This window comes from Corallococcus sp. CA047B (assembly GCF_003612065.1).
Taxonomy (GTDB): domain Bacteria; phylum Myxococcota; class Myxococcia; order Myxococcales; family Myxococcaceae; genus Corallococcus; species Corallococcus praedator.
In genome coordinates this window covers 3,563-29,716 of record NZ_RAWD01000065.1, presented here as the reverse complement: position 1 = coordinate 29,716, position 26,154 = coordinate 3,563, and the positions used below count along the sequence as shown (strand labels likewise).

The window sequence follows — 26,154 nt, the reverse complement described above, 5'->3', positions numbered from 1 at the left end:
ATGAGCAGCCAGGAGCTGTCGAAGCGGATCGCGAACCTCTCACCGGAAAAGCGCGCCGAGCTGCTGAAGAAGATGGCCGCGCAGAAGGGGGCCGCGGGAAGCACTGCTCGCGGGCTCATCCCGGTCCAGGATCGCTCGCGTCCGCTGCCGCTGTCGTTCGCCCAGCAGCGGCTGTGGTTCATCGATCAGCTGGACCCTGGCAGCGCCCTGTTCAACGTGCCCATGGCGGTGCGCCTGGAGGGCTCGCTGGACGTGGCGGTGCTGGAGCGGGCGCTGCGCGAGGTGGTGCGCCGTCACGAGGTGCTGCGCACGACCTTCCGCGAGGACGCGGCGGGGCCGGTGCAGGTGGTGTCCCAGGAGCCGGTGCTCACGCTGGAGCGGCGCGACGTCACGGGCGCGGCGCCCGACGAGGCGTGGCGGCTGGCGCGCGAGGCGGCGGCCCGTCCCTTCGACCTGGCGCAGGGCCCGCTGCTGCGCGCGTTGCTGCTGACGTCCGGCCCGGGGGAGCACCTGCTGATGGTGGTGGTGCACCACATCGTCTCCGACGGCTGGTCGATGACGCTGCTCGTGCGCGAGGTGGCGATGCTCTACGGCATGCTCGCGAAGGGGATGCCTCCGGCCCTGCCCGCGCTGGGCGTGCAGTACGCGGACTTCGGCGTGTGGCAGCGCGAGTGGCTCCAGGGCCCCCGGCTGGAGAAGCAACTCGATTACTGGAAGCAGCACCTGGACGGCGTGCCGGCGGCGCTGGAGCTGCCCACGGACCTGCCCCGTCCGGCGATCCGCGACGGCCGGGGTGCCCGGCACGACGTGCACCTGTCGCGCGAGCTGATGGACGCGATGAAGGCCTTCGGACAGCAGGAAGGCGCCTCGCTGTACATGGTGCTGCTGACGGGCTGGCAGCTGCTCATGTCGCGGTACTCGGGCCAGGACGACGTGACGGTGGGCTCGCCGATGGCGGGCCGCTCGCGCGGAGAGGTGGAGGGGCTCATCGGCCTCTTCGTCAACGCGCAGGTGTTGCGCACGCGCGTGGACGGCAACGCGTCCTTCCGCGCGCTCTTGCGGCAGGTGCGGGAGACGGTGCTCGGGGCCCAGGAGCACCAGGAGCTGCCCATCGAGCGGCTGGTGGAGGAGCTGCGTCCGGAGCGCATCCAGGGCCGCACCCCGTTCTTCCAGGTCATGCTCACGTTCCAGGCGTCCTTCCGGGGCGCGGCGACGGTGGAGGGCGTGAAGCTGGAGGCGCTGGAGCTCGACACGCACACCGCGAAGTTCGACCTGACGCTCCAGGTGCTGGAGACGGAGCAGGGCATCAAGGGCTACCTGGAGTACGCCACCGACATCTTCACCGCGCCCACCGCCGCGCGCATGGCGGAGCACCTGCGCCTGCTGCTGGAGGGCGCGCTCGCCCGTCCGAACGAAGCCGCCGCGAGGCTGCCGCTGCTCACCGCCGCCGAGCGCCAGCAGGTGCTCATCGACTGGAACGCCACGCACGCGCCCTTTCCGGAGGCGTGCATGCATTCACTCTTCGAGGCCCAGGCCCGCCGCGCCCCGGAGGCGCTGGCGGCCCTCTTCGAAGGGACGCAGCTGACGTACGCGCAGCTGGATGCGCGGGCCAACCAGCTCGCGCACGCCCTGCGCCGCCGGGGCGTCCGTCCCGAGGTGCGCGTCGCCCTGAGCGTGGAGCGCTCGCTCGACGTCGTCATCGGCCTGTTGGGCATCCTCAAGGCGGGCGGCGCGTGGGTGCCGGTGGATCCGCTGCTGCCGCGCGAGCGCCTGGCCTTCATGCTGGAGGACAGCGGCGCGGCGGTGCTCGTCACGCAGAGCGCGCTGGTGGACCGCTTCCCTGAGGGCCACCGGTCGCGGGCGCTCTGCCTGGACACCGAACGAGAAGCCCTCGCGGGCGAGCCAACGGACGCGCCCGAGACGGGCGTCACGCCCGCGCACCTGGCGTACCTGCTCTACACCTCCGGCAGCACCGGCACGCCCAAGGGCACGGCCGTGGAGCACCGCGGCGTGGCCAACCTCGTCACGCACGAGGCGGTGGCGTACGGCATCGGTCCGGGCAGCCGCGTGTTGCAGTTCGCGAGCCTGAGCTTCGACCTGTCGGTGGAGGAGATCTTCACCACGCTGTGCAACGGGGCCACGCTGGTGCTGGCGCCGCTGGACAAGCTGATGCCGGGCGCGCCGCTGCCGGTGCTGCTCCGGGAGCAGGGCCTCACCGTCATCAGCCTCACGCCCGCGGCGCTCGCGGCCACGTCGTCGGAAGGACTGCCGGAGGTGCGCACCGTCATCTCCGGCGGCGAAGCCCTGCCCGCGGACGTCGTCGCGCGCTGGGCCCCGGGACGCAGGTTCCTCAACACCTACGGTCCCACCGAGGCCACGGTGGTGGCGACGCTCGGAGAGGTCATCGCCAACGGAAGCGTGCCGTCCATCGGCCGGCCGTTGGCGAACGTGCGCGCCTACGTGCTGGATCCGCGCGGCGAGCCCGTGCCCGTGGGCGTGCGCGGCGAGCTGTACGTGGGCGGCGTGGGCGTGGCGCGGGGCTACGCGGGACGCGCGGGCCTCACCGCCGAGCGCTTCGTGCCGGACGTCTTCTCCCGCGAGGGCGGGGCCCGGCTGTACCGCACGGGCGACGTGGTGCGCTGGCAGCCGGACGGCACGCTGGAGTTCGTGGGCCGCATCGACGCGCAGGTGAAGGTGCGCGGCTTCCGCATCGAGCTGGGTGAAATCGAAACCGTGCTGCGCGCGGGCCCGGCCGTGAAGGACGCGGTGGTGCTCGCCCGCGAGGACCACCCGGGCGACAAGCGGTTGGTGGCGTACGTCGTGTCGGACGCGCTGGATGTCGCGGCCCTGCGCGCGCACCTGAAGCAGCACCTGCCCGACTACATGGTGCCCGCCGCCTTCGTCTCCCTCCAGACGCTGCCGCTGACGTCCAACGGCAAGGTGGACCGCAAGGCGCTGCCCGTCCCCGAGGCCACCGCGCGGACCCACGCCTACGAGGCGCCGGTGACGCCGCTGGAGGAGCAGTTGGCGGAGCTGTGGCGCGACGTGCTGCGCGTGCCTTCGGTGGGCCGCACCGACAACTTCTTCGAGCTGGGCGGCCACTCGCTGCTCGCCACGCAGTTGGTGGCCCGGGTGCGTGCCGCGCTCGACGTGGAGCTGCCCCTGCGCGCGCTCTTCGAGGCGCCCACCGTGGCCTCGCTCGCGGAGAGGTTGCAGCAGGCCCGGAGCGCCGCGCGGCTGCCGCCCCTCACCCGGACGACGACGGAAGGGCCCCAGCCGCTGTCCTTCGCGCAGCAGCGGCTCTGGTTCCTGGATCAGCTCGCGCCGGATGACGCGTCCTACAACCTCCCCGTCACGCTGCGCCTCACGGGGCGCCTGGACGTGGAGGCGCTGCGCCGCTCCTTCGAGGCGCTCGTCCAGCGTCACGACGCCCTGCGCACCACCTTTTTCGAACACGAGGGCCAGCCGTTCCAGCGCATCCACGCCCCGGCCGCGTGGGCGCTCCCCGTCCAGGACCTGTCCTCCCTGGCCGCGTCCGAGGCCGAAGCGGAGACGGTGCGCCTGGCCACCCGCGAAGCGCGCCAGCCCTTCCACCTGGGCCAGGGGCCGCTGTTGCGCACCGCGCTCCTGCGGCTGTCGGAAGAGACGCACGTCCTGCTGGTGACGATGCACCACATCGTCTCCGACGCCTGGTCCATGGGCGTGCTCGTGAAGGAGCTGGCCACCAGCTACGCGGCCTTCAGCGCGGGACGCGAGCCCGGCTTCGCGCCGCTGCCGGTGCAGTACGCGGACTTCGCCGTGTGGCAGCGGCAGTGGTTGCAGGGCGAGGTGCTGGACGCGCAGCTCGGCTACTGGAAGCAGCAGCTCGCGGACGCGCCCTCCGCGCTGGAGCTGCCCACGGACCGGCCGCGTCCGGCCGTGCAGTCGCGGCGCGGCGCCACGGTGCCGGTGAACCTCCCCGCGACGTTGACGGCCTCCCTGCGCGCGCTGGCACAGAAGGAGGGCGCCACGCCCTTCATGCTGCTGCTCTCCGCGTTCCAGCTGTTGCTGTCGCGCTACTCGACCCAGGACGACGTCTCCGTGGGCTCGCCCATCGCGGGGCGCACGCACGCGGAGGCCGAAGGGCTCATCGGCTTCTTCGTCAACACGCTCGTGCTGCGCTCGCGGCTGCGTCCGGAGGAGTCGTTCCGTCAGCTGCTCGCGCAGGTGCGCGGCACCACGCTGGCCGCCTATGAGCACCAGCACGTCCCGTTCGAGAAGCTGGTGGAGGTCCTCCAGCCTTCGCGCGATTTGAGCCGCAGCCCGCTGTTCCAGGTGATGTTCGTCCTGCAGAACGCGCCCGCGGAAGCGCTGCGGGTGCCGGGGCTCGCCTTCCAGCCCATCCCGCTGGAGGGGAACTCCGCGCGCTTCGACCTTGCGCTGACGCTCTTCGAGGTGCCCCAGGGCCTCACCGGCTTCCTGGAGTACAGCAGCGACCTCTTCGACGCCGCCACGGTCCAGCGGCTCATGGGCCACTACGGCGTCCTGCTGGAGGCCATCGCCGCGAAGCCGGAGACGTCCCTCGCCGCCCTGCCGTTGATGACGGAGGCGGAGCAGGCCCGGCTGCTCGTGGAGTGGAACCAGACGGACGTCGCGTTCCCGGACGACACCTGCATCCACCACGTCTTCGCTGTTCAGGCCCGCCGCGCGCCGGACGCCCTCGCCGTGCGCATGGGCGAGCGCGGCGTGACCTACGGGGAGCTCGACGCCTGGGCCCACCAGCTCGCGGTGCACCTGCATGCCGCGGGCGTGCGTCGCGGCGACCGCGTCGCGGTCCTGGCCGAGCGCTCGCCGGAGCTGGTGGCCGGATTGCTCGCCGCCCTCAAGGTGGGCGCCGCGTACGTGCCCATCGCGGCCGGTGTTCCGCCCGAACGCCTCGCCTTCATGCTGGCGGACTGCTCCGCCTCCATCCTCCTCACCCAGCAGCACCTGCGCACGGAGCTGCCCGCCCTCTCCACGCGCGTCCTGTCGCTGGAGACGGAGGTCGCGGTGCCGGCCCCGCCCCTGCCCGTGGCGCCCGTGGGCGCGGACGACCTTGCCTACGTCATCTACACCTCCGGCAGCACGGGGCGCCCCAAGGGCGTCGCCGTCCACCACCGGGGCCTGATGAACCTGGTGGCGTGGCACCAGCGCACCTATGCGCTGACGCCGGAGGACCGCACGGCGCTCACCGCGGGCGTGGCCTTCGACGCCTCCACCTGGGAGGTGTGGCCTTCGCTCGCGTCGGGCTCAAGCCTCGTCGTTCCCCCCGATGCCCTGCGCGCCGAACCCGCGCAGCTGCTGCGCTGGCTGGCCGACGAAGCCATCACCACCTGCTTCATGCCCACGCCCCTGGCCGAAGCGGTGCTGCGCGAGGCGTGGCCGAAGCCCATGGCCCTGCGCGCCCTGCTCACGGGCGGCGATGCCCTGCACCACGGCCCGTCCGCGTCGGTGCCCGCCACGCTCTTCAACCACTACGGCCCCACCGAAAGCACCGTCGTCGCCACCTTCACGCCCGTGCCCGCCTCCACGCGCGACGACGGCACGCGTCCGCCCATCGGTCGGCCCATCGCCAACACCCGCACCTACGTGCTGGATGCCGGGCTGCGGCCGGTGCCCGTCGGGGTCCCGGGCGAGCTCTTCCTCGAAAGCACAGGCCTGGCGTGGGGCTACCTCGGCCAGCCCGCGCTGAGCGCCGAGCGCTTCATCCCCCACCCCTTCGCCTCCACCCCCGGGGCTCGCCTCTACCGCACCGGCGACGTGGTGCGCTGGCGCGCCGACGGCCACCTGGACTACCTGCAGCGGCTCGACTTCCAGGTGAAGGTGCGGGGCTTCCGCATCGAGCTGGGTGAAATCGAAGCCTCGCTGCTCGCGCATGCCTCCGTGCACGAAGCCGTCGTGGTCGCCCGCGAGGACGTGCCCGGCGACAAGCGGCTCGTCGCCTACCTCGTCCCCATCTCGGGACAGCCGGTGGACACCGCCGTCGTGCGCGCGTTCCTCAAGGAGCGACTGCCCGAGTACATGGTGCCGTCCGCCTTCCTCGTGCTGGAGGCCCTGCCCCTCAACGCCAACGGCAAGCTGGACCGCAAGGCCCTGCCCGCGCCCGACGCATCGCCCCTTGCCGCCTTCGTCGCGCCCCGCTCTCCCACCGAGGAGAAGGTCGCCGGGGTCTTCGCCCACGTGCTGCGCCGCGAGCGCATCAGCGTCCACGACGACTTCTTCGCGCTCGGCGGCCACTCGCTCCTCGCGACGCAGCTGGTGTCGCGGATCCGCGCGGTCTTCAGCGTCGAGCTGCCCCTGCGCGCGCTCTTCGAATCACCCACCGTGGCCGCGCTCGCCGAGCGCCTGCTGACAACGACCTCGGGGCCCCGGCTGCCGCCGCTCACCCGTGCCCGCGTCGACGGTCCCCTGCCGCTGTCCTTCGCGCAGCAGCGCCTGTGGCTGTTGGATCAGCTCCAGCCGGGAGATGCGTCGTACAACATCCCCACGGCCCTGCGGTTGACGGGCCACGTCGACGTGGAGTCCCTGCGCCGCGCCTTCGAGGCCCTGGTCGCGCGCCACGACTCGCTGCGCACCACGCTCGTCCAGCACCAGGGGCAGGCCACGCAACACGTCCACGCACCGGGCGGCTGGACGCTGCCGCTCACGGACGTGTCCGCCCTGCCCGAAGCGCGGCGTGAAGAGGAGGCCCGGAGCCTGGCGGGTCAGGAGGCCCGGCGGCCCTTCGACCTGGAAGCAGGCCCGCTGCTGCGTACGTCGCTGGTGCGCCTGGGCACGGAGGAGCACGTGCTCCTGGTGACGATGCACCACATCGTCTCCGACGGCTGGTCCATGGGCGTGCTCGTGCGGGAGCTCACCGCGCTGTACGCGGCCTTCCACGCGGGCCAGGAAGCCACCCTGCCGCCGCTGGCCGTGCAGTACTCGGACTTCACGGTCTGGCAGCGCGACTGGCTCCAGGGCGAGACGCTGGATGCGCAGCTCGGCTATTGGAAGGAGAAGCTCGCGGGCGCGCCGTCCACGCTGGAGCTGCCCACGGATCATCCGCGTCCGTCCCTCCAGTCGTACCGGGGCTCGACGGTGCCCGTGCAGGTTCCGCGGTCCGTATCCGAAGCGCTCAAGGCCCTGGGCCGGCGCGAGGGCGCCACGCCCTTCATGGTGCTGCTCGCGGCCTTCCAGGTGCTCCTGTCGCGCTACTCCGGCCAGGACGACATCAGCGTGGGTTCGCCCGTCGCGGGCCGCACGCACGCGGAGACCGAAGGGCTCATCGGCTTCTTCATCAACACGCTGGTGCTTCGCTCGCGGCTTGCGTCCGGAGAGTCGTTCCAGGCGCTGCTGGGCCAGGTGCGAGGCACGACGCTCGCGGCCTACGAGCACCAGCACCTGCCGTTCGAGAAGCTGGTGGAGGTCCTCCAGCCCGTGCGCGACCTGCGCCACAGCCCGCTGTTCCAGGTGATGTTCACCCTGCAGAACATGCCCACGGAGGAGCTGCGCGTCCCCGGGCTCTCCTTCCGTCAGGTGGAGGCGGAGACAAACTCCTCCAAGTTCGACCTGACCCTGCTGTTGCAGGACTCGCCGCAGGGCTTCCTCGGCAAGCTGGAGTACAGCACGGCGCTGTTCGAGCGCGGCACCGTGGAGCGGATGGCCGAGCACCTGAACACGCTGCTGGCGGCCGTGGCCGAAAGGCCGGAGCTGTCCGTGGCGGAGCTGCCCCTGCTTCCCGTGGAAGAGCGCCAGCGCCTGCTCGTGGACTGGAACGACACCACCGTCGCCAGCCCCACGGACCTCCCGGTCCATGTCCACTTCGCGGAGCAGGCCCGTCGCACGCCGGAGGCCGTGGCCCTGGTGCTTGGGGACGCCACGCTGACGTACGGGGAACTCGATGCCCGCGCCAACCAGTTGGCCTGGCACCTGCGCTCCTTCGGCATCGTCCCGGGCGCGCGCGTGGGCCTCGCGGTGGAGCGCTCCTTCGAGCTGATCATCGCCACCCTCGCCATCCTCAAGGCCGGCGCCGCCTTCGTCCCCGTGGACCGCAACGCGCCCGTGGACCGCATCGCCGCGCTCCTGGAGGACGCCAACGTCGGCGTGACGCTCACCCACGAGCCCTTCGAATCGCTGCTGCCCTCGACGGGCATCTACATCTGGCTGGATGAACAGCAGGCCGCCATCGCGAAGCAACCCACCCATGCCCCCGACGTCAGCGTGGACGGCGAGGCGCTGGCCTACGTGATGTTCACCTCCGGCAGCACCGGCCGTCCCAAGGGCGTCTGCGTGCCCCACCGGGGCATCACCCGCCTGGTGCTCGGCAGCACCTTCATGCGCTTCGGGCCCGACGAGGTCTGGCTCCAGTTCGCCCCCGTCGCGTTCGACGCGTCCACGCTCGAAATCTGGGGTGCGCTGCTGCACGGGGCGAAGCTCGTCCTCGCGCCGCCCCACGCCCTGTCCCTGGAGGAGCTGGCCGCGCAGCTGCGTCAGCACCGCGTGACGACGCTGTGGCTGACCGCGTCCCTCTTCGAGCAGATGGCGCTGCATCAGGGCGAAGCGCTCGCACGGGTCGGACAGGTCCTGTCCGGCGGCGACATCCTTCCCGCCACGCGCGTGCGCGAACATCTGGCGCGGCTCCCCGAAGGCGCGGTCCTCATCAACGCCTACGGCCCGACGGAGAACACGACGTTCTCCACGACCTCGCCCATGCACCACGACACCGTGGTGGAGGGGGCGGTGTCCATTGGCCGGCCCATTCCCAACGCCACCGCCTTCGTGCTGGACGCGCACCTGCGCCCTGTCCCCACGGGCGTCGCGGGCGAGCTGTACGTCGGCGGCCCCGGCCTCGCATGGGGCTACCTGCACCGCCCCGAGCTGACCGCGGAGCGCTTCATCCCCCACCCCTTCGCCTCCACTCCTGGCGAGCGCCTCTACCGCACCGGCGACAAGGCCCGCTGGCTCGCGGGCGGCACCCTCGACTTCCTGGGCCGCTTCGACTTCCAGGTGAAGGTGCGTGGCTTCCGCATCGAGCTGGGCGAAATCGAAAATGCGCTGCGCGCCGCCGTGGGCGTCAGCGAGGCCATCGTCATCGCGCGAGGCTCGGATGGGGACAAGCGCCTCATCGGCTACCTCACCGCGCTCGAAGGCCACGTGCTGGACACGGACGCACTGAAGGGCCAGCTCAAGCAGCAGTTGCCCGAGTACATGGTGCCGTCCGTCCTCGTCGTCCTGGACGCGCTGCCCCTCAACGCCAACGGCAAGGTGGACCGCAAGGCCCTGCCCGAGCCGGGAGAGGCCCCGAGCACCTCCGACTTCGTCGCCCCGCGCACACCCACCGAGGAGAAGCTGGCGGCCATCTTCGCGGAGGTCCTGCGCGTGGAGCGCGTCGGCATCCACGACGACTTCTTCGCGCTCGGTGGACACTCGCTGCTGGCCACGCAGCTCGTCTCGCGTGTGCGCGCCGCGTTCGGCGTGGAGCTGCAACTGCGGGCCCTCTTCGGTGCGCCCACCGTCGAGACCCTCGCGCCCCAGCTCGACGAGGCCCGGAGCACCGCGCTTCGAGCGCCGCCGCTGCGGCCCGTGTCACGCGAGGAGGCCATTCCGCTCTCCTTCGCGCAGCAGCGCCTGTGGTTCCTGGATCAGCTCTCGCCCGGAGATGCGTCGTACAACATCCCCACGGCCCTGCGGCTGACGGGGCGCGTGGACGTGGAGTCGTTGCGCCGCGCCTTCGAGTCCCTGGTCGCCCGTCACGAGTCCCTGCGCACGACCTTCCGGGTGCATCAGGAACAGGCCACGCAACACCTCCACGCGCCGTCCGCGTGGTCGTTGCCCGTCACGGACCTCTCCGACCTACCCGAAGCGCGGCGGGAAGCCGAGGCCCGGCGCAGCATCGAGGAGGATGCGCGCCAGCCGTTCCACCTGGAGCACGGTCCGCTCCTGCGCACCCGCCTCGTTCGGCTGGGCGAGGAGGAACACCTGCTGCTGGTGACGATGCACCACATCGTCTCCGACGGCTGGTCCATGGGCGTCCTCATCCGCGAGCTGGTGGCCTTCTACGAGGGTCACACCCGGGGAAGCGCGCCGCTCCTGGCCCCGCTGCCCGTGCAGTACGCGGACTTCGCGGCGTGGCAGCGCCAGTGGCTCCAGGGGGAGACGCTGGACGCGCAGCTCGGCTACTGGAAGGAGCAGCTCGCGGGCGCGCCGTCCGCGCTGGAGCTGCTGACGGATCATCCGCGCCCCGCCATCCAGTCCCACGCGGGCGCGGCGCTCTCCCTCCGCGTGCCGAAGGCGACGTCCGAAGCGCTCAAGGCGCTCGCGAGCCGCGAGGGCGTCACACCCTTCATGGTGCTGCTCACGGCCTTCCAGGTACTCCTGTCGCGCTACTCCGGCCAGGATGACATCAGCGTGGGAACGCCCATCGCCGGCCGCACGCAGGCGGAGACCGAAGGGCTCATCGGCTTCTTCGTCAACACGCTGGTGTTGCGCGCCCACGTCGAACCCCAGGCGACGTTCCAGCAGGTGCTGGAGCAGGTGCGCTGCACGACGCTCGCGGCCTACGACCATCAGCACCTGCCGTTCGAGAAGCTGGTGGAAGTCCTCCAGCCCGTGCGCGACCCGAGCCGCAGCCCGCTCTTCCAGGTGATGTTCACGCTGCAGAGCACCACCACGCAGGACCTGCGCGTTCCCGGACTCGCCTTCCAGCAGGTGACGGCGGAAGCGCGCTCCGCGAAGTTCGACCTCACCCTCACGCTGCTGGAGTCCCCGGACGGGTTCGTCGGAGACCTGGAGTACAGCACGGCGCTGTTCGAGCGCGGCACCGTGGAGCGGATGGCCGAGCACCTGAACACGCTGCTGGACGCCGTGGCGACGAGGCCCGGATTGTCCGTGGCGGAGCTGCCCCTGATGTCAGCGGCCGAGCGCCAGCGCCTGCTCGTGGACTGGAACGACACCACCGTCCCAAGCCCCACGGACATCCCGGTCCACGTCCACTTCGCGCACCAGGCCCGCCGCACGCCGGAGGCCGTGGCCGTCGTTCTCGGGGACGCCACGCTGACGTACGGGCAGCTTGAGGCCCGCGCCAACCAACTGGCGTGGCACCTGCGCACGCTTGGCATCACGCCCGGCGCGCGCGTGGGCCTCGCGGTGGAGCGGTCCTTCGAGCTGATCATCGCCATCCTCGCCACCCTCAAGGCGGGCGCCGCCTTCGTCCCCGTGGACCGCAACGCCCCCGTGGACCGCATCGCCGCCCTGCTGGAGGACGCCGACGTCGGCGTGGTGGTGACCCATCAGCCGTTCGCCCCGCTGCTGCCCGCGACCGGCGCCCGTGTCTGGCTGGATGCGCAGCAGGACGTCCTCGCCGCGCTGCCCACGCATGCGCCGGATGTCACCGTGGACGGCGAGGCGCTGGCCTACGTGATGTTCACCTCCGGCAGCACTGGCCGCCCCAAGGGCGTCTGCGTGCCCCACCGGGGCATCACCCGGCTGGTGCTCGGCAACACGTTCATGCGCTTCGGACCCGACGAGGTCTGGCTCCAGTTCGCGCCCGTCGCGTTCGACGCTTCCACGCTCGAAATCTGGGGTGCGCTGCTGCACGGCGCGAAGCTCGTCCTTGCGCCGCCCCATGCCCTTTCGCTGGAGGAGCTGGCCGCGCAGCTGCGTCACCACCGCGTGACGGCGTTGTTCCAGACGACCGCGCTGTTCGAACAGATGGCGCTGCACCAGGGTGAGGCCCTCGCGGGCGTGCGCCAGCTCCTCGCGGGCGGTGACGTGATGCCGTGGTCTCGCCTGCGCGACCACCTGGCCAGCCTCCCTGAAGGCTCGACGTTCGTGCATGCCTACGGCCCGACGGAGAACACGACGTTCTCCACCACGCTGGCCATGCACCGCGACACCGTGGTGGACGGTCCGGCCTCCATCGGCGGAGCCATCTCCAACTCCACCGTCTACGTGCTCGACCCGCACCTGCGCCCCGTGCCCACGGGCGTCGCGGGCGAGCTGTACGTCGGCGGCCCCGGCCTCGCATGGGGCTACCTGCACCGCCCCGAGCTGACCGCGGAGCGCTTCGTCCCCCACCCCTTCGCCTCCACGCCCGGAGAACGCCTCTACCGCACCGGTGACAAGGTCCGCTGGCTGGCCAACGGCACCCTCGACTTCCTGGGCCGCTTCGACTTCCAGGTGAAGGTACGTGGCTTCCGCATCGAGCTGGGTGAAATCGAAACCGCGCTGCGCGCCGCCGTGGGCGTCAGCGAGGCCATCGTCATCGCGCGCGGTTCGGATGGGGACAAGCGCCTCATCGGCTACCTCACCGCGTTCGAAGGCCACACGCTGGACACGGACGCACTCAGGGCCGGGCTCAAGCAGCACCTGCCCGAGTACATGGTGCCGTCCGTCCTCGTCGTCCTGGACGCGCTGCCCCTCAACGTCAACGGCAAGGTCGACCGCAAGGCCCTGCCCGAGCCCGGAGATGCGCCTCGCGCCTCCGACTTCGTCGCCCCGCGCAACGCCACCGAGGAGAAGCTGGCGGCCATCTTCGCGGAGGTCCTTCGCGTGGAGCGCGTCGGCGCCCACGATGACTTCTTCGCGCTCGGTGGACACTCGCTGCTGGCCACGCAGCTCGTCTCGCGCGTGCGCGCCGCGTTCGATGTGGAACTGCCGCTGCGGGCCCTCTTCGGTGCGCCCACCGTCGAAGCCCTGGCGTCGCGGCTCCAGGAAGCCCAGCCCGCGGTGCTCCGGGCCCCACCGCTGCGGCCCGCGTCGCGTGAGGGAGCCATTCCGCTCTCCTTCGCGCAGCAACGCCTGTGGCTGTTGGATCAGCTCCAGCCTGGGGATGCGTCGTACAACATCCCCACAGCCCTGCGGCTGACGGGACGCGTGGACGTGGAGTCGCTGCGTCGGGCCTTCGAGGCCCTGGTCGCCCGCCACGAACCGCTGCGCACCACGCTCTCCGAAGCCCACGAAGCCCCGGCGCAGCGCATCCAGCCGGCGTCCGGCTGGGACCTGCCCGTCATCGACCTGGCGTCCCTTCCCGAAGCACAGCGCGAGGAGGAGGCGCGGCGGCTGGCGACGACCGAGGCCCGGCGTCCCTTCCAGCTCGCCACGGGTCCGCTGATGCGCTCCGTGCTGGTACGGCTGGGCGAGGAAGAGCACCTGCTGCTGATGACGATGCACCACATCGTCTCCGACGGCTGGTCCATGGGCGTGCTCGTTCGCGAGCTCACCGCGATGTACGTGGCCTTCCACGCGGGCCAGGACCCCGTCCTCGCACCGCTGCCCGTGCAGTACGCGGACTTCGCGACGTGGCAGCGCGACTGGCTCCAGGGCGAAGTCCTGGATGCGCAGATCGGCTACTGGAAGGAGAAGCTCGCGGGCGCGCCGGCCGCACTGGAGCTGCCCACCGACCATCCGCGTCCGCCCGTGCAGTCACACCGGGGCGCCAAGGCGGACCTGCGCATCCCCGCGCAGGTGTCCGATGCCCTCAAGGCGCTGGCCCAGCGTGAAGGCGCTACGCCCTTCATGACGCTGCTCGCGGCGTTCCAGGTGCTCCTGTCGCGCTACTCCGCGCAGGACGACATCAGCGTCGGTTCCCCCATCGCCGGCCGCACGCAGGCGGAGACCGAAGGGCTCATCGGCTTCTTCGTCAACACGCTCGTGCTGCGCTCGCAGGTGAATCCACGGACGACGTTCCGCGAACTGTTGGCCCAGGTGCGCGGTACGACGCTCGCGGCCTACGAGCACCAGCACCTGCCGTTCGAGAAGCTCGTCGAGGCCATTCAGCCCACGCGCGACCTGAGCCGCGGGCCGCTCTTCCAGGCGATGTTCGTCCTGCAGAACACGCCCAATGAATCCGTGCGCCTGCCGGGCATGGCGATGCAGACGCTGCCGCTGGAAACCCAGTTCGCCAAGTTCGATCTCTCGCTGGCACTGCGCGAGTCAGGGTCGGAACTGCTTGGCGCGCTGGAGTACGCGACGGACTTGTTCGACGCGTCGACCGTCCAGCGCATGGCGGGCCACTTCGGCATCCTGCTGGAGGCCATCGCGAAGAAGCCGGACACCCGCATCGCGGACCTGCCCCTGCTCACCGAAGCCGAGCGCCACCAGCTCCTCGTCGAATGGAACCCCGCCTCGGCCTCCGCGCCGCGTGAGTCGAGCATTGCCGCCCTCGTCGAGGCGCAGGTGCTTCGCACGCCGGATGCAGTCGCTGTCATCACCCCGGAGCGCCGCCTGACGTACCGCGAGGTGGATGCACGCGCGAACCAACTCGCGCACCGCCTGCGTGGACTGGGTGTGGGCCCCGAAGTGCGAGTGGGCCTGTGCGTCGAGCGCACTGAAGACCTCGTCATCGGCGTGCTCGGCATCCTCAAGGCCGGTGGCGCCTACGTGCCGCTGGACCCCAGCTACCCGCGTGAGCGCCTGGGCTGGCTGCTGGAGGACGCGCAGGGCCCCGCCCTCGTCGCCCACTCACACCTGCTCGCGTCCTTGCCGGAGCACTCCGCCACCGCCGTGTGCCTGGACACGGATGCTTCGCTGGCGACCCAGCCCACCACGGCCCCGGACGTGGACATCCTCCCGGGCCACCTCGCTTACCTCATCTACACCTCGGGCAGCACCGGCCGGCCCAAGGGCGTCGCCATCACCCACGGCAACGCCGTCGCCTTCCTGCACTGGGCCCTGGCGACGTTCTCGAAGGAAGAGTTGAAGGGCGTCCTCGCCGCGACGAGCGTCAACTTCGACCTGTCCGTGTTCGAGCTCTTCGCTCCGCTCTCCAGCGGTGGCGCCGTCGTCATGGCTCGCAATGCGCTGCACCTGCCGGAGCTGCCCACCGCTTCGGACGTCACGCTCATCAACACCGTGCCCTCCGCCATGGCCCAGTTGGTGCGCCTGGGCGCGGTGCCTACGGGCGTGCGCGTCGTCAATCTCGCGGGTGAAGCCCTGCCCGACACGTTGGCGAAGCAGGTCTACGGCATCCCCTCGGTGCAGAAGCTCTTCAACCTCTATGGGCCGTCGGAGGACACGACGTACTCCACCGGCTCGCTGGTGGGCCGTGACGAAGTGCCCCTCATCGGCCGTCCGCTGACGGACACGCGCGCCTACGTCCTGGACGCTGCGTTGAACCCCGTCCCGGTGGGCGTGGCCGGCGAGCTGTTCCTCGCGGGCGAAGGCCAGGCGCGCGGCTACCTGCTGCGCCCCGACCTCACCGCCGAGCGCTTCATCCCGGAGCCCTACGGGCCTCCCGGAGGCCGCATGTACCGCACCGGCGACCGCGTGCGGTATCGCGAGGACGGACGTCTGGAGTACCTGGGCCGTATCGACTTCCAGGTGAAGGTGCGTGGCTTCCGCATCGAGTTGGGTGAAGTCGAGTCCGCGCTCCGCAAGGCCCCGGCCGTCAAGGACGCCGTCGTCGTCGCCAGGGGTGAGGCCGCCGACAAGCGCCTCGTCGCCTACGTCGTCGCGAAGACGGGCCAGTCCCTTGAGGCTGAAGCCCTCAAGGCCCAGCTGCGCCAGGGCCTTCCCGAGTACATGGTCCCGGGCACCGTCGTCGTCCTGGACGCCCTGCCCCTCAACTCCAACGGCAAGGTCGACCGCAAGGCCCTGCCCGAGCCGGAAGCTCCGCAGTCGGCCAGCACCTACGAGGCGCCTCGGACGCCGGTAGAGGAGAAACTCGCTGCGCTCTGGGCGGAAGTCCTGCGGGTGCCTCGGGTGGGCGTGAAGGACTCCTTCTTCGAGCTGGGCGGCCACTCGCTGCTGGCCACGCAGGTGGTGTCGCGCGTGCGCGCGGAGCTGGGCGTGGAGTTGCCCCTGCGCGCGCTCTTCGAATCGCCAACCGTGGAGTCACTGGCCAGCCGAATGGCCGGGTTCACCAGCTCCAGTGCTCCGGCCATCACGCGCGTGTCGCGAGAAGGAACGCTTCCGCTGTCATTCGCGCAACAGCGGCTGTGGCTGTTGGATCAACTCCAACCGGAGGACGCGTCCTACAACCTGCCCACCGCGCTCCAGCTCACCGGGCATCTGGACGTGACCGCCCTGCGTCAGGCATTCGAAGCCCTGGTCCAGCGCCACGAAGCCCTGCGCACCACGTTCCAGGAACGCCAGGGACAGCCTTCGCAGGCCCTCCACGCGCCGGGCGAATGGAAGCTGCCCATCGTGGACCTCTCCGCCCTGCCCGAAGCTCGGAGGCAGGAAGAGGCCCGGCGTCTGGCCGACGAGGAGACGCGTCGTCCGTTCCAACTCGCCATGGGGCCGCTGCTGCGCAGCACGTTGATCCGGCTCGGTGAAGAGGAGCACCTGCTCCTGGTGACGATGCACCACATCGTCTCCGACGGCTGGTCCATGGGAGTGCTCGTCCGCGAGATGGCGGACTTCTACCGGTCCTTCACCACGGGAAACACCCCGACCCTCGCGCCGCTGCCCGTGCAGTACGTGGACTTCTCCGCATGGCAGCGCGACTGGCTCCAGGGCGAGGTCCTGGATGCGCAGATCGGCTACTGGAAGGAGAAGCTCGCGGGCGCGCCGGCCGCGCTGGAGCTGCCCACCGACCATCCGCGTCCGCCGGAGCAATCGCATCGCGGCGCCAAGGTGGACCTGCACGTCCCGATGCATGTGGCGGATGCCATCAAGGCGCTGGCCCAGCGTGAAGGCGCCACGCCCTTCATGACGCTGCTCGCGGCGTTCCAGGTGCTCCTGTCTCGCTACTCCGCGCAGGACGACATCAGCGTCGGTTCCCCCATCGCCGGCCGCACGCAGGCGGAGACCGAAGGGCTCATCGGCTTCTTCGTCAACACGCTCGTGCTGCGCTCGCGTCTGGGCTCGCGTGACACGTTCCGCGAACTGTTGGCCCAGGTGCGCGGTACGACGCTCGCGGCCTACGAGCACCAGCACCTGCCGTTCGAGAAGCTCGTTGAAGCCGTGCAGCCCACGCGCGACCTGAGCCGCGGGCCGCTCTTCCAGGCGATGTTCATTCTGCAGAACACGCCCACGGAAGCCATGCGTTTGCCGGGCCTGTCCATCCAGCCCCTGCCGCTGGAGGCCCACTTCGCCAAGTTCGACCTGACGTTGGCGCTCCAGGACGCTCCGAACGGGATGATCGGAGCGCTGGAGTACGCGACGGACTTGTTCGACGCGTCGACCGTCCAGCGCATGGCGGGCCACTTCGGCATTCTGCTGGAGGCCATCGCCGCGAAGCCGGACACCCGCATCGCGGACCTGCCGCTGCTCACCGATGCCGAGCGCCATCAGATCCTCGTCGATTGGAACCCCGCCTCGGCCTCCGCGCCGCGTGAGTCGAGCATTGCCGCCCTCGTCGAGGCGCAGGTGCTTCGCACGCCGGACGCCGTCGCGGTCATCACCCCGGAGCGTCGCCTGACGTACCGCGAGGTGGATGCACGCGCGAACCAGCTCGCGCACCGTCTGCGCGGACTGGGCGTGGGCCCCGAAGTGCGCGTGGGCCTGTGCGTCGAACGCACCGAAGACCTCGTCATCGGCGTGCTCGGCATCCTCAAGGCCGGTGGCGCCTACGTGCCCCTGGACCCCAGCTACCCGCGCGAGCGCCTGGGCTGGCTGCTGGAGGACGCGCAGGGCCCCGCCCTCGTCGCCCACTCACACCTGCTCGCGTCCTTGCCGGAGCACTCCGCCACCGCCGTGTGCCTGGACACGGACACGGAGCTGGCGAAGCAGCCCACCACGGCCCCGTCCGTGGACATCCTCCCGGGCCACCTCGCCTACCTCATCTACACCTCGGGCAGCACCGGCCGGCCCAAGGGCGTCGCCATCACCCACGGCAACGCTGTCGCCTTCCTGCACTGGGCCCTGGCGACGTTCTCGAAGGAAGAGTTGAAGGGCGTCCTCGCCGCGACGAGCGTCAACTTCGACCTGTCCGTCTTCGAGCTCTTCGCCCCGCTCTCCAGCGGCGGCGCCGTCGTCATGGCTCGCAATGCGCTGCACCTGCCGGAGTTGTCCACCGCGCCGGAAGTCACGCTCATCAACACCGTGCCCTCCGCCATGGCCCAACTGGTGCGCCTGGGCGCGGTGCCCGCGGGCGTGCGCGTCGTCAACCTCGCGGGTGAAGCCCTGCCCGACACCCTGGCGAAGCAGGTCTACGGCGTCCCGTCGGTGCAGAAGCTCTTCAACCTCTACGGACCGTCGGAAGACACGACGTACTCCACCGGCTCGCTGGTGGGCCGTGACGAAGTGCCCCTCATCGGCCGTCCGCTGACGGACACGCGCGCCTACGTCCTGGACGCCTCACTGCACCCCGTCCCCGTGGGCGTGGCCGGCGAGCTGTACCTCGCGGGCGAAGGCCAGGCGCGTGGCTACCTGCTGCGCCCCGACCTCACCGCCGAGCGCTTCATCCCGGAGCCCTACGGGCCTCCCGGAGGCCGCATGTACCGCACCGGCGACCGCGTGCGGTATCGCGAGGACGGCCGACTCGAATACCTGGGCCGCATCGACTTCCAGGTAAAGGTGCGCGGCTTCCGCATTGAGTTGGGCGAAGTCGAGTCCGCGCTCCGCAAGGCCCCCGCCGTCAAGGACGCCGTCGTCGTCGCCAGGGGCGAAGCCGCCGACAAGCGCCTCGTCGCCTACGTCGTCGCGAAGGTCGGTGAAACGCTGGAGGCCGAAGCCCTCAAGGCCCACCTGCGCCAGGGACTTCCCGAGTACATGGTCCCGGGCACCGTTGTCGTCCTGGACGCCCTGCCCCTCAACTCCAACGGCAAGGTGGACCGCAAGGCCCTCCCCGAGCCGGAAGCCCCCAAGTCCGCCAGCACGTTTGTCGCACCCAGCACGGAGACGGAAACGAAGCTGGCCGCCATCTGGGCCGAAGTCCTCCGGCTGCCGCGCGTCGGCGTGAAGGACTCCTTCTTCGAACTGGGCGGCCACTCGCTGCTCGCGACGCAAGTGGTGTCGCGCGTGCGCGCGGAGCTGGGCGTGGAGTTGCCCCTGCGCGTGCTCTTCGAATCGCCGACAGTGGAAGGCGTGGCTGGACGACTGGGCGGATTCACCAGTGCCAACACCTCGGTGATCAAGCACGTTCCGCACGAAGGGACACTGCCGCTGTCGTTCGCGCAGCAGCGCCTGTGGCTGTTGGATCAGATCCAACCGGAGGACGCGTCCTACAACCTGCCCATCGCGCTCCAACTCACCGGACGCCTGGACCTGGACGCCCTGCGCCGAGCCTTCGAGTCCCTGGTCCAGCGCCACGAAGCCCTGCGCACCACCTTCCACGAATACCAGGGGCAGCCCACCCAGGTCCTGCACGCCGCAGGCGAATGGAAGTTGCCGCTCGTGGACCTCTCCGCCGTGTCCGAATCACAGCGTGAGGAGGAGGCCCGACGGCTGGCCGACGAGGAGACGCGACGTCCGTTCCAATTGGCCACCGGTCCGCTGCTGCGCAGCACGTTGGTACGGCTGAGCGAAGAGGAGCACCTGCTCCTGGTGACGATGCACCACATCGTCTCCGACGGCTGGTCCATGGGCGTGCTCGTTCGCGAACTCACCGCGCTGTACGTGGCCTTCCAGGCGGGCCAGGAGCCCACCCTGCCGCCGCTGTCCGTGCAGTACTCGGACTTCGCGGCGTGGCAGCGCAACTGGCTCCAGGGCGACGTCCTGGATGCGCAGATCGGCTACTGGAAGCAGAAGCTCGCGGGTGCGCCGGCCGCGTTGGAGCTGCCCACCGACCATCCGCGTCCGCCCGTGCAGTCGCACCGGGGCGCCAAGGTGGACCTGCGCATCCCCGCGCAGGTGTCCGATGCCCTCAAGGCCCTGGCCCAGCGTGAAGGCGCTACGCCCTTCATGACGCTGCTCGCGGCCTTCCAGGTGCTCCTGTCGCGCTACTCCGCGCAGGACGACATCAGCGTCGGTTCCCCCATCGCCGGCCGCACCCGGGCGGAAACGGAGGGGCTCATCGGCTTCTTCGTCAACACGCTCGTGCTGCGCTCGCGGTTGGGCTCGCGCGACACGTTCCGCGAGCTGCTCTCTCAGGTGCGCGGCACGACGCTCGCGGCCTACGAGCACCAGCACCTGCCGTTCGAGAAGCTCGTCGAAGCCGTGCAGCTCCCGCGCGACCTGAGCCGGGGCCCGCTCTTCCAGGCGATGTTCATCCTGCAGAACACGCCCAATGAATCCGTGCGCCTGCCGGGCCTGTCCCTGCGGACGCTGCCGCTGGAGGCCCACTTCGCCAAGTTCGACCTGACGTTGGCGCTTCAGGACGCTCCGACGGGAATGGTCGGCGCGCTGGAGTACGCGACGGACCTGTTCGATGCGTCGACCGTCCAGCGCATGGCGGGCCACTTCGGCATCCTGCTGGAGGCCATCGTCGCGAAGCCGGACACCCGCATCGCGGACCTGCCCCTGCTCACCGAAGCCGAGCGCCACCAGCTCCTCGTCGAGTGGAACCCTGCCTCGGCGCCGTCTCCGCGCGAAGCCAGCGTCCCAGAGATGGTGGAAGCCCAGGTGCTTCGCACGCCGGATGCAGTCGCTGTCATCACCCCGGAGCGTCGCCTGACGTACCGCGAGGTGGATGCACGCGCGAACCAACTCGCGCACCGCCTGCGTGGACTGGGCGTGGGCCCCGAAGTGAGAGTGGGCCTGTGCGTCGAACGCACCGAAGACCTCGTCATCGGCGTGCTCGGCATCCTCAAGGCCGGTGGCGCCTACGTGCCGCTGGACCCCAGCTACCCGCGTGAGCGCCTGGGCTGGCTGCTGGAGGACGCACAGGGCCCCGCCCTCGTCGCCCACTCACACCTGCTCGCGTCCCTGCCGGAGCACTCCGCCACCGCCGTGTGCCTGGACACGGACACGGAGCTGGCGAAGCAGCCCACCACGGCCCCGTCCGTGGACATCCTCCCGGGCCACCTCGCCTACCTCATCTACACCTCGGGCAGCACCGGCCGGCCCAAGGGCGTCGCCATCACCCACGGCAACGCTGTCGCCTTCCTGCACTGGGCCCTGGCGACGTTCTCGAAGGAGGAGTTGAAGGGCGTCCTCGCCGCGACGAGCGTCAACTTCGACCTGTCCGTGTTCGAGCTCTTCGCTCCGCTCTCCAGCGGCGGCGCCGTCGTCATGGCTCGCAACGCATTGCACCTGCCGGAGCTGTCCACCGCTTCGGACGTCACCCTCATCAACACCGTGCCCTCCGCCATGGCTCAACTCGTGCGCCTGGGCGCGGTGCCTACGGGCGTGCGCGTCGTCAACCTCGCGGGTGAAGCCCTGCCCGACACCCTGGCGAAGCAGGTCTACGGCGTCCCCTCGGTCCAGAAGCTCTTCAACCTCTACGGACCGTCGGAGGACACGACGTACTCCACCGGTTCGCTGGTGGGCCGTGACGAAGTGCCCCTCATCGGCCGTCCGCTGACGGACACGCGCGCCTACGTGCTGGACGCTGCGTTGAACCCCGTCCCGGTGGGCGTGGCCGGCGAGCTGTTCCTCGCAGGCGAAGGCCAGGCGCGCGGCTACCTGCTGCGCCCCGACCTCACCGCCGAACGCTTCATCCCGGAGCCCTACGGGCCTCCCGGTGGCCGCATGTACCGCACCGGCGACCGCGTGCGGTATCGCGAGGACGGACGGCTGGAGTACCTGGGCCGTATCGACTTCCAGGTGAAGGTGCGCGGCTTCCGCATCGAGTTGGGTGAAGTCGAGTCCGCGCTCCGCAAGGCCCCCGCCGTCAAGGACGCCGTCGTCGTCGCCAGGGGCGAGGCCGCCGACAAGCGCCTCGTCGCCTACGTCGTCGCGAAGACGGGCCAGTCGCTGGAGGCCGAAGCCCTCAAGGCCCACCTGCGCCAGGGCCTGCCCGAGTACATGGTCCCGGGCACCGTTGTCGTCCTGGACGCCCTGCCCCTCAACTCCAACGGCAAGGTCGATCGCAAGGCCCTGCCCGAGCCGGAAGCCCCCAAGTCCGCCAGCACCTACGTGGCGCCGCGCACCGAGACGGAAGCAAAGCTGGCCGCCATCTGGGCCGAAGTGCTCCGGCTGCCGCGTGTCGGCGTGAAGGACTCCTTCTTCGAACTGGGCGGCCACTCGCTGCTCGCGACGCAAGTGGTGTCGCGCGTGCGGACGGAGCTGGGCGTGGAGTTGCCCCTGCGCGCGCTCTTCGAGTCACCGACGGTGGAAGGTCTCGCCCGATACTCCGGCACGCGCGCCACGACGCGGGTGCAGGTCTCGCGCGAAGGAACGCAGCCGCTGTCGTTCGCGCAGCAGCGGCTGTGGCTCATGGATCAGCTCGAGCCGTTCAGCCCGCTCTACAACCTGCCCGTGGCGGTGCGCCTGGACGGCCACCTGCACGCAGACGTGCTGGAGAAGGCGCTGCGGGAGATCGTGCGGCGACACGGAGCCCTGCGCACCACGTTCGCGCAGGTGGACGGCGAGCCCGTCCAGGTCATCCACCCGGAGGTCGCCCTGCCCCTGGGCTTCGTCGACCTCACGGGCGTGGACGAAGCCCAGCGTGAAGCCGAGGCCCGGTCGCGGGTGGAGCAGGAGATCCGTCGGCCGTTCGACCTGCGCACCGGTCCGCTCGTGCGCACGCTGCTCCTCAAGCTGTCCGAACAGGAGCATGTGCTCGTCATCAACATGCACCACGTCATCTCCGACGGATGGTCCCTGGGGGTGCTGGTGCGTGAGGTGGGAGCGCTCTACGCGGCGTTCTCCGACGGCCAGCCGTCGCCCCTGCCGGAGCTGCCGGTGCAGTACGCGGACTACGCCGTGTGGCAGCGCCAGACGCTCAGCGGAGAGACGCTCCGGAGGGAAGTGTCCTACTGGGAGGAGAAGCTCTCCGGTGCGCCGGCCGTGCTGGAGCTGCCCACCGACCGGCCCCGTCCGGCGATTCGCGGCAGCGCGGGCGCGACCTTCGGCTTCACCCTGCCCCGCGAGCTGACGGAGAAGCTGCGGAGCCTGGGCCATCGCGAAAGCGGCTCGCTGTTCATGGTGCTGCTCGCGGGCTGGCAGGCCCTGCTGTCGCGCTACACGGGGCAGCAGGACTTCGCCGTGGGCTCGCCCATCGCGGGTCGCACCCGGGCGGAGACCGAAGGACTCATCGGCTTCTTCGTCAACACGCTCGTGCTGCGCGCGAAGGTGCGGTCCGGCCAGCCGTTCCGCACGCTGCTCCGGCAGGTGCGCGCCACCGTGCTGGAGGCGTACGAGCACCAGGACGTCCCGTTCGAGAAGCTGGTGGAGGTGCTGCAACCGGCGCGCAACCTCAGTCACACGCCGTTCTTCCAGACGCTGCTGGCGCTGCAGAACGTACCCACGGAGGACCTGCGCCTGCCGGACCTCCGTCTCCAGGGACTGGCGTTCGAGCAGCGGACGTCGAAGTTCGACCTGAGCGCCTTCTTCATGGAGACGCCGGACGGGCTGCGCGGAATGCTGGAGTACAGCACCGCGCTGTTCGACCCGAGCACCGTGAAGCGGATGTCCGAACACCTGCGCACGCTGCTGGAGGCCGTGGCCGCGAGCCCCGAGCAGTCCGTGGCCGAGCTGCCCCTGCTGTCGGCACAGGAGCGTCAGCGCCTGCTCGTGGACTGGAACAACACCACCGTCCCAAGCCCCACGGACCTCCCGGTCCACGTCCACTTCGCACAGCAGGCCCGCCGCACGCCGGACGCCGTGGCCCTCGTCCTCGGGGACGCCACGCTGACGTACGGAGCACTCGAGGCCCGCGCCAATCAGCTCGCGTGGCACCTGCGCGCACTCGGCATCACACCCGGTGCTCGCGTGGGCCTCGCGGTGGAGCGTTCCTTCGAGTTGGTGGTGGCCCTGCTCGCCATCCTCAAGGCCGGCGCCGCCTTCGTCCCCGTGGACCGCAACGCACCCGTGGACCGCATCGCCGCCCTGCTGGAGGACGCCAACGTCGGCGTGACGCTCACCCACCAGCCCGTCGCACCGCTGCTGCCCGCGTCGGGCGCCCGCATCCTGTTGGATGAACAGCAGGGCGTCCTCGCCGCGCTGCCCACGCATGCGCCGGACGTCATCGTGGACGGCGAGGCGCTGGCCTACGTGATGTTCACCTCCGGCAGCACCGGCCGTCCCAAGGGCGTCTGCGTGCCCCACCGGGGCATCACCCGGCTGGTGCTCGGCAACACGTTCATGCGCTTCGGACCCGACGAGGTCTGGCTCCAGCTCGCGCCCATCGCGTTCGACGCGTCCACGCTCGAAATCTGGGGCGCGCTGCTGCACGGCGCGAAGCTCGTGCTCGCGCCGCCCCAGCCCCTCTCCCTGGAGGAACTGGCCACGCTGCTGCGTCACCACCGCGTGACGACGTCGTGGCTGACCGCGGCCCTCTTCGAGCAGATGGTGCTGCACCAGGGCGAGGCGCTCGCCGGCGTGCGCCAGCTCCTGGCCGGTGGCGATGTCCTGCCCGCCGCCCGGGTGCGTGAGCATCTGGCGCGGATCCCCGAAGGCGCCGTCCTCATCAACGGCTATGGCCCGACGGAGAACACGACGTTCTCCACGACGGCGTCCCTGCACCGCGACACGCAGGTGGAGGGCCCGGTGTCCATCGGCCGGCCCCTCTCCAACGCCACCGCCTTCGTGCTGGATGCGCACCTGCGCCCCGTGCCCACGGGTGTCGCGGGCGAGCTGTACGTCGGCGGCCAGGGCCTCGCCTGGGGCTACCTGCGCCGTCCGGAGCTGACCGCGGAGCGCTTCGTGCCGCACCCCTTCGCCACCACGCCGGGCGAGCGTCTGTACCGCACCGGCGACCAGGTCCGGTGGCGGGAGGACGGCACGCTCGACTTCCTGGGCCGCACCGACTTCCAGGTGAAGGTGCGCGGCTTCCGCATTGAACCCGGCGAGGTCGAAGCCGCCCTGCGCGCCGCTGACGGCGTCAGCGAGGCCGTGGTCGTCGCCCGGGGAACCGACGGGGACAAGCGGCTCGTGGGCTACGTCACCGCGCGTGACGGGCACACGCTGGACACGGACGCCCTGAAGGCCGGGCTCAAGCAGCACCTGCCCGAGTTCATGGTGCCCTCCGCGCTCGTCGTCCTGGACGCCCTGCCCCTCAACGCCAACGGCAAGGTCGACCGCAAGGCCCTCCCCGAAGCGGACACGCGCGAGGTCGAGGCCAAGGACTTCGTCGCGCCGCGCGACGCGCTGGAGACGCAGCTCGCCCGCATCTGGGAGGAAGTCCTGGGCGTGCGCTCCGTGGGCGTGCGCACCAGCTTCTTCGAGCTGGGAGGCCACTCGCTCCTGGCGGTGCGCGTGGTCTCCGCCGTGCGCGAGCGGCTGGGCCACACCCTGCCGCTGTCGGTCCTCTTCCAGCAGCCCACCATCGAGCAGCTGGCGAAGGTGCTGCGCGACGAGGCGCAGGAATGGACGCCCGTCGTATCGCTGGAGCGCGGCGAGCCGGGACAGCGTCCGCTCTTCTTCGTCCACCCGGGTGGCGGCAACGTGCTGGCGTACGTGGAACTGGCGCGGCGGCTGGGCCCGTCCCAGCCCCTCTACGGCCTCCAGTCACGCGGCCTGGATGGGCGTCCCGTCGCGAAGACCATCGAGGAGATGGCGGGCCTCTACATCGACGGCATGCGCGCGGTGCAGCCGCGAGGCCCCTACATGCTGGGCGGCTGGTCGCAGGGCGGCGTCATCGCCTACGAGATGGCCCGCAGGCTGCGTGAAGCGGGAGAACAGGTGGACCTGCTCGCGCTGGTGGATGCGCACGTGCCGGGCCTGATGAAGCTGTCGGAGGAGCAGGCGAAGTACACGCCCCACGCGCGCGCACGCATCGCCTTCGCCCGGGCCACCGCGTCCGCCTTTGGTCAGGAGCCCACGCTGTCGGACGAAGCCCTGGCGCAGGGCGACGACGACGCGATGCTCAAGCAGCTGCTGGCGGAAGGACTCCGGGCCGGCATCCTGGATGCGCAGACGGGCCCCGCCCAGCTGCGGGCCCTGTTCCTCGTCTTCCAGGCCAACCTGCTGTCCCTGGACCACTACGTGCCGAAGCCCTACGACGGCACCGCGCTGCTCCTGAGCGCCAGCGAGCCCATCCCCGGCGGTGAACCCATCCCGCGTCACCGGGGATGGGAGGGATTGGTGCGCGGGGGCCTGGAGGTGGTGGACGTGCCCGGCAGCCACCACCAACTGATGCAGGACCCGAACCTGGATCCGCTGGTCGAACGGCTGCGCGAGGCCCTGGCCCGGGTGTCGGGCCTGGAAGCGCGAGGCTCCACGGGGAGCTGA

Annotated in this window: 1 protein-coding gene; it reads left to right on the top strand. The window is 70.9% G+C overall.

Annotated features, from left to right (window positions below):
- Nucleotides 1–26,154 (top strand): non-ribosomal peptide synthetase, encoded by a 26,154-nt coding sequence (locus D7X74_RS13230; RefSeq protein ID WP_120533306.1) that lies wholly within the window; start codon nucleotides 1–3, stop codon nucleotides 26,152–26,154.